General features: G+C 37.6%; 13 protein-coding genes. 12 read left to right on the top strand and 1 reads right to left on the bottom strand.

The genetic code is table 11. The features are described from left to right. Positions 1 to 117 precede the first annotated feature (117 nt). On the bottom strand, positions 118 to 1,086 hold the full coding sequence (locus tag C8270_RS13795) for an asparaginase (RefSeq protein ID WP_106497386.1): 969 nt from the start codon (positions 1,084 to 1,086) through the stop codon (positions 118 to 120). A gap of 125 nt (positions 1,087 to 1,211) precedes the next feature. Here C8270_RS13795 and prsW point away from each other — a divergent pair, with 125 nt between their 5' ends. From prsW to C8270_RS13855, 12 genes are all read left to right on the top strand, one after another. Continuing rightward, positions 1,212 to 1,889: a glutamic-type intramembrane protease PrsW gene (gene prsW, locus C8270_RS13800; RefSeq protein ID WP_106497387.1), complete on the top strand. Its 678-nt coding sequence runs from the start codon at positions 1,212 to 1,214 to the stop codon at positions 1,887 to 1,889. A gap of 140 nt (positions 1,890 to 2,029) precedes the next feature. Further along, positions 2,030 to 2,869 (top strand): spore cortex-lytic enzyme, encoded by an 840-nt coding sequence (gene sleB, locus C8270_RS13805; RefSeq protein ID WP_106497388.1) that lies wholly within the window; start codon positions 2,030 to 2,032, stop codon positions 2,867 to 2,869. Between the two features lie 15 nt (positions 2,870 to 2,884). Continuing rightward, positions 2,885 to 4,216 carry a germination protein YpeB gene (gene ypeB, locus C8270_RS13810; RefSeq protein WP_106497389.1) on the top strand — a complete coding sequence of 444 codons (1,332 nt, stop codon included), beginning with the start codon at positions 2,885 to 2,887 and terminating at the stop codon, positions 4,214 to 4,216. Positions 4,217 to 4,302: 86 nt separating this feature from the next. Then, positions 4,303 to 4,962, top strand: a complete 660-nt coding sequence (locus C8270_RS13815) for a flagellar brake protein (RefSeq protein WP_106497390.1) — start codon at positions 4,303 to 4,305, stop codon at positions 4,960 to 4,962. A 273-nt stretch (positions 4,963 to 5,235) separates the two neighbouring features. Continuing rightward, on the top strand, positions 5,236 to 5,916 hold the full coding sequence (cmk, locus tag C8270_RS13820; RefSeq protein WP_106497391.1) for a (d)CMP kinase: 681 nt from the start codon (positions 5,236 to 5,238) through the stop codon (positions 5,914 to 5,916). Positions 5,917 to 6,099: 183 nt separating this feature from the next. Further along, entirely contained in the window at positions 6,100 to 7,230 is a 1,131-nt protein-coding gene (rpsA, locus tag C8270_RS13825) for a 30S ribosomal protein S1 (RefSeq protein ID WP_106497392.1), read from the top strand. Between the two features lie 197 nt (positions 7,231 to 7,427). Continuing rightward, positions 7,428 to 8,054 carry a YphA family membrane protein gene (locus C8270_RS13830; protein ID WP_106497393.1) on the top strand — a complete coding sequence of 209 codons (627 nt, stop codon included), beginning with the start codon at positions 7,428 to 7,430 and terminating at the stop codon, positions 8,052 to 8,054. Positions 8,055 to 8,189: 135 nt separating this feature from the next. Next, entirely contained in the window at positions 8,190 to 9,500 is a 1,311-nt protein-coding gene (gene der, locus C8270_RS13835; RefSeq protein ID WP_106497394.1) for a ribosome biogenesis GTPase Der, read from the top strand. 13 nt (positions 9,501 to 9,513) lie between these two features. After that, the gene (locus C8270_RS13840) at positions 9,514 to 10,548 is read left to right on the top strand and encodes an NAD(P)H-dependent glycerol-3-phosphate dehydrogenase (protein WP_106497395.1); all 1,035 of its coding nucleotides are present in this window, start codon (positions 9,514 to 9,516) and stop codon (positions 10,546 to 10,548) included. Between the two features lie 63 nt (positions 10,549 to 10,611). Continuing rightward, positions 10,612 to 10,872, top strand: a complete 261-nt coding sequence (locus C8270_RS13845; RefSeq protein WP_106497396.1) for a stage VI sporulation protein F — start codon at positions 10,612 to 10,614, stop codon at positions 10,870 to 10,872. A gap of 268 nt (positions 10,873 to 11,140) precedes the next feature. After that, positions 11,141 to 11,338, top strand: a complete 198-nt coding sequence (locus tag C8270_RS13850) for a DUF2768 domain-containing protein (protein WP_106497397.1) — start codon at positions 11,141 to 11,143, stop codon at positions 11,336 to 11,338. Positions 11,339 to 11,393: 55 nt separating this feature from the next. Further along, entirely contained in the window at positions 11,394 to 12,092 is a 699-nt protein-coding gene (locus C8270_RS13855; RefSeq protein ID WP_106498545.1) for a hypothetical protein, read from the top strand. Positions 12,093 to 12,239 lie beyond the last annotated feature (147 nt).

Here is a 12,239-nt window from a genome sequence, read left to right on the forward strand (position 1 = left end):
TGGATCAATCCGAACGAGACTCTGGCGGGACTTCTTAGTTACGTCGCATTCTATATCAACTACGAAATTTAAAAGCAACAAACATTACGAAAAGAGCTTTTTCCATACAACAGTACTTTATTCTGCAAATATATTCGTCAACGTATCATGATCATGTTGCTGTTGCTCTAAGGCAATTAATAACTTTATGCGTGCCTTAGGTCCAGTAAGGCCATTAGCTAAGATAACACCCATTTCTTTTAACTGCTTGCCACCACCATCATAACCATATGTTGGTTGGACAATACCTTGATAACACCTGGAAACAAGAATGACTGGGATTTGCTGCTTTATCAATGCTTGAATAGGTGTAATGGTGTCTTTAGGTAAATTTCCTTGGCCAAGTCCTTCAATAACAAGTCCATCCGGTTCGGTTTGCTGCACAGCTTCGATTAATTGCCCGTCCATTCCCGCAAAGGCTTTTAGTAAAAACACATTTTTTGTCACGTTGTTAATTGGATACGTGTGTCTAGCAATTATGGTATGATGAAAAATAATGGCATCCTTTGTTATAATTCCGATCGGACCGTACTGTGGACTCTGGAACGTTGCAACATTACTCGTCGATGTCTTTGTTACATTTGCCGCGGTATGAATCTCATCATTCATGACAACGAGCACACCTTTTTGGGAAGCAGCATTCTCCACCGCAACCCTTAATGAACTAATTAAGTTATACAGTGCATCAGATCCTATCTCATTACTCGAACGCATCGCACCAGTCAAAATAACGGGTTTATCTGTCTGAACAACTTGATCGAGAAAATAAGCTGTTTCTTCCAATGTGTCTGTACCATGTGTAACAACAATTCCGTCATATACAGCACTCTTTTGATCAATGATTGTTGCTAGTTCCAGCATATGTTTTGGCGTAATTTGTGGAGAAGGAAGTTTAAATGCAATATTTTCATCTACATTGGCATAGGATTTGAAATGGTACGCTATGTTTGATAATGGATGTTTGTTTGTTGTGGTGACTTCACCTGTTTCTTTATTTTCCAGCATGGAGATGGTTCCACCTGTATGGATGATTAAAATATTTTTCAACTACATCACGTCCTCTGTCTGTTTGTTAATTGTAAGCTGCCTAACCACCTGGTGAATTTGCTATTTTCTTTCATGCTACTTAATGATACGATAAAACTATTATAATTGGAAAGAGGTCTTTCGTAATGTTTGCGATACTTTCCGCCGGTATAGCGCCTGCTTTTGCTTTAATGGCTTTCTTTTATTTAAAAGATCGTTTTACAGAACCTTTAGGATTAATCATACGGATTTTCACCTATGGAGCGTTACTTGTATTCCCAATTATGTTCCTGCAATACGCGTTTCAGGCTGAGGGAATCGTGACAAGTCCAGTCATCAATTCCTTTATTTTGGGTGGTTTAATAGAAGAATTTTTCAAATGGTTTATTTTCATATATGTGATCTATCATCATACTGAATTTGATGCTCATTATGATGGAATCGTATACGCTGTTGCCATAAGCCTTGGTTTTGCAACGGTTGAAAACTTATTATACTTGTTGACAAATGGGATCGGTTACGCTTTTTCCAGGGCATTGTTTCCTGTTTCATCCCATGCCTTATTCGCTGTTAGTATGGGATATTACTTTGGCAAAGCAAAACTGAATCAACAACACCGAAAACGAAACATGATGTTCGCTTTGGTTGTCCCATTTTTACTGCATGGCACGTATAACTACATTTTAAAAACTATTACAAGTGATTGGTTATTTTTGTTGATCCCTTTTATGATTGTGCTCTGGGTATATAGTTTGCGAAAAGTTAAGATAGCAAATCAACAACCAACACATAACCTTATCTTACAAGAAAAACAACGTGCATAGAATCCTCTGCAAATCATACTTGCGGAGGATTTTTTACGTTCTCATTTCCAAGTCATCCACAACCTATTTTATATACATGAATAAAAAGGACATTTAATCAAAAAATAGATATCAATAATGGAAGAGTAGGAGGAAGAAGTATGACCTTTAAAAAAATGTCCCTTTTATTTATTATTATATGTTTTTTTACAATCGGACTGCAAACTTCCCAAAACCCTAATGTTGTACACGCTTTTAGTAACCAAGTAATTCAGCATGGGGCGTCTGGTGAAGATGTAATCGAATTGCAGGCAAGGTTGCAATATCTGGGATTTTACAATGGAAATATCGACGGTGTGTTTGGTTGGGGGACATATTGGGCATTACGGAATTTTCAATATGAGTTTGGAATGGACATTGATGGATTAGCAGGTAAAACTACGAAACAAAAACTGGTAAAGGCAAGTGAGTACGATAAACAATATGTACATGAACAAATTAATAAAGGAAATGACTTTACCAACTATGGCGGAGTGGACAAAGAAAAGCAAACAAAACCTAAGGCAAAACCGAATCAGTCAGCAAACAAACCTAATACGAATACAGATCAGACATCGACAACTGCAGTAAATGTTCCACAGGGGTATTCTCAAAACGATATTAAATTGTTGGCCAATGCCGTACATGGAGAATCACGTGGTGAACCATATATCGGTCAGGTTGCGGTTGCTGCTGTTATTTTAAATCGGGTTGAAAGCTCAACTTTTCCAGATACTGTATCGGGTGTAATTTTTGAACCAAGAGCATTTACAGCAGTTGCTGATGGTCAAATTTGGTTAACGCCAAACGAAACCTCCAAACAAGCCGTTCTTGATGCTCTTAACGGCTGGGATCCAACAGGTAATGCGTTGTATTATTTTAATCCCAATACCGCAACGTCGGCTTGGATTTGGTCACGGCCACAAATTAAAAAAATCGGCAAACATATATTTTGTAAATAGGAAGGTGTGATAGGAATGATACGATGGATTTTAATTACTGTACTAACGATCGGGCTTATTGGTGTCGGGGTTTGGGGATACCAAGAACATCGAGAGAAAAATGCTGTACTGATTCAGGCTGAAAACACGTATCAACGATCATTTCATGAACTTTCTTACCATATGGATTTATTAAATGACAAAATTGGTACAGCGCTAGCAATGAATTCTAGAGATACATTGTCCCCACAATTGGTAGAAATTTGGCGAATTACGTCAGATGCTTTATCCAATGTTGGACAATTACCACTCTCGTTGCTGCCATTTAATAAGACAGAAGAATTTTTATCAAATATCGGTGATTTCACCTATAAAACTGCTGTACGAGACCTAGGAGAAGAGCCGCTTTCCGATAAAGAAACGAAGACATTAGAATCATTATATAAACAATCTGGCGACCTTACGAAAGAATTACGCCAAGTCCAGCATGTTGTCTTAGATAATAATCTGCGCTGGATGGATGTTCAGCTTGCCTTGGCATCCGATGAAGCACAATCAGATAACACGATTATTGATGGGTTGAAAACGGTAGAGAAAAAAGTAGAAGGTTTTCCGGAAAGCAACGTGAATGCAACATCATCTGAGGAACATAATTTCAAATTTTTATCAGGTGATAAAATAAGCCAAAAGGATGCCTTGAAGCAAAGTAAAGATTTATTTAATGTGAACAATGCGGACAAGCTTACCATAACCAAAAGCGGAAAAGGTGCAGATGTCCCTTTATACAGTGTTTCTTATAAAGATGGGGATAAAAATGGGTATTTAGACTTAGCACAGAAGGGCGGGAAGCCAATTTCACTAATAGTGGATCGACCTGTCAGTGAGAAACAAATCAGTTTACATGAAGGGTTGAACAAGGCAGAGAAGTACTTACAAACATACGATTTCGAAAATATGAAGATTTTTCAAAGTAGCCAATTTGATAATATAGGTGTCTATTCGTTCCTTTATAATGATGATGGTGTACGAATTTATTCAGATTCGATAGAGGTGAAGGTAGGGCTTGATAAAGGAGATGTACTAGGCTTTACAGCACGAAACTATTACATGAATCACGCTGATAGGGATATCCCTGAACCGAAAATATCGAAGAAAGAAGCGAAGAAAAAAGTAAATCCAGAAGTAAAGATTAACGAAGAACATTTAGCGGTTATTGATAATGATATTGGTGAAGAAGTTTTAACATACGAATTTTTAGGTGTTCTCGGCAATGACACGTATCGTATCTTTGTTAATGCAATGAATGGGACAGAAGAAAAGGTGGAGAAGTTAGGTGGCACAGAATTGAAATTTGCAGGAAACTTTTAGGGATTGGCAAATGCCTTTCCCTTTTTTTACTTTTCTGTGATAATAGGTATATCGTATTAAAACACCGATATTTGGGGGACAAATGTATGAATATAGGAACAGTACTCATCTTGGAAACAAAAGAACCTATTACAAACAAAACACGAAAACTCCGATGCAAAGTAATCGAGAAAAATAAGCATTACATTTTTATCGATTATCCTATTGATGAACAAACAAAAAAATCAACATCCTTACCTAAAAAGACACCTTTCACCGTTACATATATCGGTAGTGACCAATCGGTTTATTCTTTCCGTTCTGAAATTGTTGATAAGGTGAAATTAAATGTCCCGGGATTAGTAATCAATATACCGGAACCAGATAAAATAAAACGTATTCAACGTAGAGAATATGTCCGAATTGACGTTGCGGTTGATGTATCGATTCATAGTACAGAAGAGTCTTTTGCCCCATTTTCGACCGTTACTGCTGATGTTAGTGGTGGTGGTTTATCCGTCATTTTACCTAGGGGGGCCACGATAGAAGAGCAGGAAATGGTGGATGTATGGCTAGTATTACCTATGCAAACCGGTGATTATCAATACGTATACGCACAATCCGAGGTGATTCGCGTCATTACTTCTGATAATTCAGTACGAACAGCATCATTAAAATTCACATCTATCTCAACACAAAATCGGCAGCATATTATCCGTTTTTGTTTTGAAAAGCAACGAGAAGCTAGAAATAAAGAACTATCTTAAGAAAAGCGCAAGCACCCTTACAGGCTAAGAGCGCGACGTCCTGGGTCTGTCGATTACCCGACCCACCGAAAACATGTGGCGTAAGCATAATAGCGTTTCGAATTTTATGCTTTTTTATATCTTAAGAAGTTCACTGCATAAAACAGACTTGGAACAACTTCCGCTATTGTTTTTGATATGTTATTATTTTTATATTACGTTTTACTATTAAATTTGGCATCACCAAATTTTTCAGCTATTAGTAACGGAAAATGAGAGGAATGAACAGCACCAATGGATAACAAGGCAATTCGAATCGCAATTGACGGACCAGCTGCTGCAGGAAAAAGTACGGTAGCCAAAATCGTCGCTAGTGAACTATCTTTTATTTATATCGATACGGGTGCAATGTATCGCGCGTTAACCCTTAAGGCATTGGATGAAAAAATTCAACTAGATGATGAAAGTCGTCTCGCTGATTTATTAATACATACAGATATCGAACTTGTACAAGGGGAAAACGGACAAAGAGTGTTAGTTAATGGGGATGATGTCACATTGGAAATTCGCTCTCTAGAGGTTACAAATCATGTTTCCCATGTGGCAAAACATCCAAGTATTCGCAAGGACATGGTCAAAAGACAACAAGCACTTGCAGCTAAACATGGTGTTGTCATGGATGGCCGAGATATCGGGACACATGTCTTACCAGATGCAGAAGTGAAAATATTTTTGCATGCAACAGTTGAAGAACGGGCAAAGCGCAGATACGCGGAAAACAGTAAAAAAGGATTTACGTCAGATTTAGCGGAATTAAAAAAGGAAATAGAACAACGAGATCAAATTGATTCCGAGCGGGCAGCAGCACCCTTAGTAAAAGCTGACGATGCAATCGAAATCGATACGACCTCATTATCAATTTCAGACGTTGCCAATCGCATTTTACAAGAAGTTGCCAAAGTAAAAGATAAATAATTATACAGCCAAGAAATCTACAAAGTGTTTACGAGCTGCAGGGTAGAAAGTAAAAATGTGAAAACAGTCTACAAAAAACCGAATCATGAAACTACTTTACTTGACAAATAATTATAACTATTAGAAGTTATAAAAAAGAATATTTTTTGTTTTTGTTGTTTGTATCTTAAGGAGGGTTATGTGATGAGTGAGATGAATCATGAATTAACAGAAATTGCAATTGGTGATGTTGTGACTGGAACGGTTGTAAAAATAGAGGATAAACAGGTTCTAGTTGACGTCGGATATAAAACAGAAGGGATTGTTCCAATTAGTGAATTATCCAATCTTCACATCGAAACTACGGCAGAAGAAGTTGACGAAGGTGATAAACTAACATTAAAAGTAAAAAAAGTGGAAGATGATGAAATTGTTTTATCAAAACGGGCAATTGACGCTGACGAAGCATGGAGTTCACTTGAGGAGAAATATCAAAATGGTGATATTTTCGAAACAGAAGTGAAAGAAGTTGTAAAAGGCGGACTAGTGGTTGATGTAGGGCTAAGAGGATTTATCCCAGCATCACTCGTTGAAACATTTTACGTGGAAGATTTTTCTGATTATCTGAATAAGCGTTTAACTGTCAAAATTGCTGACTTAGATCGAGAACAGAATCGCGTCATATTGTCACATCGTGCTGTCGAAGAGGAAGAATTAACGGCACAAAAACAACGGTTATTACAATCATTAGAAGAAGGACAAGTGCTAGAAGGGATTGTTCGACGCATTACTGGTTTCGGTGTCTTTGTAGATCTTGGCGGTATTGACGGACTTGTGCATATTTCACAGCTTGCCCATAAACATGTTGAAAAAGCTACCGATGTCGTTTCGGAAGGCCAATCGATTAAAGTAGAAGTATTGGCAGTGGATCGTGATAATGAACGCATTTCTCTTTCCCACAAAAAAACACTTCCTGGACCATGGGAGAATATTGAAGAACGTGTTGCTAAAGGCGATGTCCTTGAGGGAACAGTTAAACGTCTAGTAAATTTTGGTGCTTTCGTGGAAGTGTTACCAGGTGTAGAAGGATTGGTTCATATTTCCCAAATCGCTAATCGACACATTGGGACACCACAGGAAGTACTGGAAGAAGGGCAAACTGTTCAAGTAAAAGTGTTAGATGTCAATGAGGACGAAGAACGTATCTCATTAAGTATCAAGGAGTTGGAGCAACAACAAGCAGAAGCTGATTACAAACAATATGAAAAAGATGATGATCAATCTAGTTTTCAGCTTGGTGATATGATCGGCGATAAGCTTAATAAATATAAGTAATTAGTAAAAAAGCGGTTCCTCCTTAATGTGGGGGAACCGTTTTTTGCTAACTGTTTAGGAACATGTTTTCTAATAAACTGCCCCCGGAAAACATTGCGTATACGGGTTGTTGGGAGGAAAACAATAAATAATGCGAAAATAACATTTTTGTTTAAGAAAGTTCCTTGTTAGCTATAATGCTAATGGTGGTGAGTATATTGACTGATGGAATATTATTTTTATGGTTTGCCTGGTTATTATGGATAGTCGTTACCTTTTTAATGAAAAAAGGGAAGAGACGTACGTATTTTGCTTGTCTTCTATTGTTATTAATTGCTTGTTCCAACGTGACACTTGAAATTGGTGGATATCTTATCCAGTTATCGTTCATTGTCCTTTTGGTCGGATTGCTTTTTTTTCATGCGATTGCCAAGTCATTCTATTTACTGTTTTCTTCGTTTACGATATGTTTGGGGTACACCGCTATTCTTTTTTGGGAAAAGATTACGCCTATTTGGATTTTTATACCTCGATCTGTCTTGATTCCTACCGTGATTATTGTACTAACAATCATTATTACAAAACAATTTGAGTCAAGATTGGCAATTGGACTCATTGGCATAACGTGTGGCGAAATGTATTATAGTTTTATCTTATCTAATTATGCCATCCAAGAGGGCATAGGTGATAAATCTTTTTTTGATATGCTGTTAACATTTGTCTTATTTGTGACGCTTCTTGAAGTATTACAGCAGGGAAAAATAGCGATCTATGCACTATCACAAGATTTTAAGCAATCAATGCGAAAACAAAAAGGACTAACACAACAGACCAAGAACGGCTAGCAAGGCAGAGCATTGTTAGCTGAAACAGGAAAAACATTGTGATAAGCACATTCTTTTGCTAGAATTAATAAAGCTATATTGGATAATACTGTTTCACCCGAAAAAAAGAGAAGAATAGAAAGGATGTTCCTTTTTATGAGGAAATCTGTAGTTGCAATTGTTGGGAGACCAAATGTAGGTAAGTCAACTATTTTTAATCGTTTAGTTGGAGAGAGAATATCAATAGTGGAAGATATCCCTGGTGTAACGAGGGATCGAATTTATGCTCAGAGCGAATGGTTAACATCAACATTTAATGTTATTGACACTGGTGGAATTGAAATTGGTGACGAACCATTACTAGTAAAAATGCGGGAACAAGCTGAAGTAGCCGTTGATGAAGCGGATGTTATCATCTTTTTGGTAAACGGAAGAGAAGGGATAACAGCTGCTGATGAAGAAGTAGCTAAACTATTATACAAATCAAATAAGCCTGTCGTTCTCGCTGTTAATAAAATAGATAATCCGGATATGCGTGAAAAAATTTATGAGTTCTATTCGCTAGGTTTCGGAGAACCATATCCAATTTCCGGTTCACACGGGCTTGGCCTTGGCGATCTACTGGATGCGGTGGTAGATCTCTTTCCAGAACAGGAATCTGACGATGTAGAAGAAGATACCATCTACTTCAGTTTGATTGGCAGACCAAATGTCGGAAAATCATCGCTGGTTAATGCCATTTTGAATGAAGAACGGGTGATTGTAAGTGAAATAGAAGGAACAACAAGGGATGCCATTGATACCCATTTACATAAAGATGATCAGGATTATGTCATCATCGACACCGCCGGTATGCGGAAACGGGGAAAGGTGTACGAAACAACAGAAAAATATAGTGTGTTGCGTGCACTAAAAGCAATCGAACGTTCAGATGTTGTGCTTGTTTTAATTGATGCGGAAACAGGAATTCGCGAGCAAGATAAAAAAATCGCCGGCTATGCACATGAGGCAGGACGAGCTGTCATTATTGTTGTGAACAAATGGGATACCGTTGAGACAAATGAGAAAACAATGAAAGAGTTTGAAACGAAGCTACGTGCCCATTTTCAATTTCTGGATTATGCGCCAATTGTCTTTTTATCAGCGAAAACAAAAAAACGATTACACACACTAACACCTGCTATTAACTTAGCAAGTGAAAATCATGCGAAACGGGTACCGACAAATGTTTTGAATGACGTGATTATGGATGCGTTAGCAATGAATCCAACACCAACTGTTAAAGGAAGACGGCTAAAAGTACTTTACGCAACACAAGTCGCAATTAAGCCACCAAGTTTTGTTGTCTTTGTAAATGACCCAGATTTAATGCATTTCTCGTATAAACGTTTCCTAGAAAACAAAATTAGGGATGCATTTGGATTTGTTGGTACACCAATCAAGATATTTGCAAGAAAACGGCAGTAAGGAGGAGATTGATTTGGCTAAAATAGCTGTATTAGGGGCAGGTAGCTGGGGAACAGCTTTAAGTATTGTCCTAGCAGATAATGGACACGAGGTGAAATTGTGGTCCCATCGCAAGGAACAGGTTGAGGCAATCAACACAACTCATAAAAATGAAAAATACTTGGAAATTATGATCCCAAAGGAAATAAAAGCGTACAATGATTTAAGTGCAGCAGTAGAGGACGTAACCGCGATTGTACTTGTTGTGCCAACGAAAGCGATTCGGGAAGTTTGCGGTCAATTGAATGACTTGCCTCTGGACAATGCAACACTAATCCACGCGTCGAAAGGGATTGAACCGGAGTCATTAAAGCGTGTTTCGGAAATGATTACTGAAGAAATGGACCAATATAATGATGAAGATATTGTTGTATTATCTGGTCCAAGCCATGCGGAAGAAGTTGGGAAACGACAACCAACAACCGTGACCGTTTCATCAAGTAATGAGACAAATGCAAAAATCGCCCAGGATTTATTTATTAATGAATTTTTCCGTGTGTATACAAGTCCTGATGTCATTGGAGTGGAGCTTGGTGGTGCGCTAAAAAACATCATTGCCCTAGGTGCTGGTATTTCTGATGGACTAGGTTATGGTGATAATGCGAAGGCAGCACTTATTACAAGAGGATTAGCTGAAATCGCTCGACTAGGAACATCGCTTGGTGCCAACCCATTGACATTTTTAGGGCTGCCAGGTGTCGGTGATTTAATTGTGACTTGTACAAGTGTACACAGCAGAAACTGGCGTGCAGGAAACCTACTAGGAAAGGGAAATAAATTAGATCAAGTGTTGGATCAAATGGGCATGGTTGTAGAAGGTGTTCGAACAACAAAAGCAGCATACCAATTCGCGACGAAACAACAAATAGAAATGCCGATAACAAATGGGATCCACAAAATCCTTTTTGAAGAAGCAAAACCTAAAGACGTCGTTGATCAATTAATGAATCGGAATAAGCGTGAAGAAATGGACGACCTTGCATTGTTGCTAAGCAATAGGTATTCCTAATAACACTTATATCGCCCTCTTGCATATACTATGATGAAGTAAACATTGCAAGGAGGCGAGCAAGTGAGCAATTTTCAAAAAAACCTTTTTGACAAAATAAACCAAAAAGCAAACATTGACCCAAATGACGTCTATAATGTGGCTGATTCAGTTAAAAACGCAGATTTTACCGATGAAAAAACAGTAAGAAATCTAGTACGTAGACTGTCAAAATTAGCAAATAAACCTTTATCAAAACAAAAAGAGGACAAAATCGTTAAGTCTATTACGAACGGCAATATGCCAATGGATGGCAACTCGTTAAATCAACTATTTAAGAAATAGCGTAAACTGGGCAAATGAGGATACAAAAACATAATAGCTCGCATAAAATAAATCGCACAAGCATTCATGGATAGAGTTGTTGTGGGTGTTATTTAGTCAAACAGAGATGAAGTTAGCCCCCTTCATCTCAACACATACCATTCATTTCAGACGATTAGTGCCTTTAATGCCTAATAGTGTATTAAAGGTCTTTTCGTGCTATATTTTCGTTCTCTATGTTATAATACGTTGTCAGATACAATAGCGTTATGTGTTTAGGGGTGAGTAAATGTCAGTATCAATGATCGCAATGTGGGTATCGCTTATAGGGATGGCTTTGTTAATTATAGCCATTGGTCTTATTTACTTAAGCAGGTACAAGCTAAAGGGATTGCTTAGTGGAATTGTAGCCACATTAGCTTACATTTGTTTCATTATAGGTAGTATTATTATATTTTATATTGTATTTAGTGGGCCAACCAGGTAAAAGGTTTAGGAGGTCTTTTTTAGTGAAATTTACATATATACGTGTATGTGGTGCAATGCTGCTATTAACGATGTTGTTAAGTGGCTGTTTATACCCAAATGATGAATTAGAAAAAAATCGAGTACCGAATGAAGATCAGTTGGAATTAGTTCAAAAATCTGTTGATGACTATCGTGAACAAACAAATGGTTTAGTCCCAATTAAGACGAAGGAAGAAGATACACCGATTTTCCAAAAATACTTAGTCGACTTCACCGCATTAAAGGCGAAACATTTGATAACAGAAATTCCTGGAAATGCCTATGAAAATGGCGGGGTCTACCAGTATACATTGATAACACCAGAGGATAACCCACGCGTAAAATTAATTGACTTACGTATGACTGAAGCAATACGCGAAGTCCGTGTTAAATTAGAAATTTATCGTAATGAACATTTATATCCCCCATATGGCGAAGAAATTGAAAACGGGGTATATAAACTGAATTATAAAAAACTAGGCTTTGACAGTGAACCGTACGTTGTAAGTCCATATTCCCAAAAAAACCTGCCAATTATAATGGATACGGATGGTCAATTATTTGTTGATTATCGGATGGATTTATACGAAGCATTGCAAAAGAATGAACACGATTATAAAGAAGGAGAAGACATTCGCAATCTATTAGCAGAGAACTCGCCGTTTGTTCCTGCTTACTCCCTTCCGTATACGGTTCGTAACGGAGAACCTGTCTTTTTAGAAAATAATAAATAACGCATAATCATTCCCTTGTAACATATATTGTTGCAAGGGAATTTATTTATATCTGAATGGACAATGGCAACGCAGGCGTCAACAACTAAATGGGCGGTCCTTTCGAAATAGAACAGGTGTATACGTCATTAGAATAGGCTAATAGGT

Origin of the sequence: Lentibacillus sp. Marseille-P4043, assembly GCF_900258515.1 — a bacterium.
Classification (GTDB): Bacteria; Bacillota; Bacilli; order Bacillales; family Amphibacillaceae; genus Lentibacillus_C.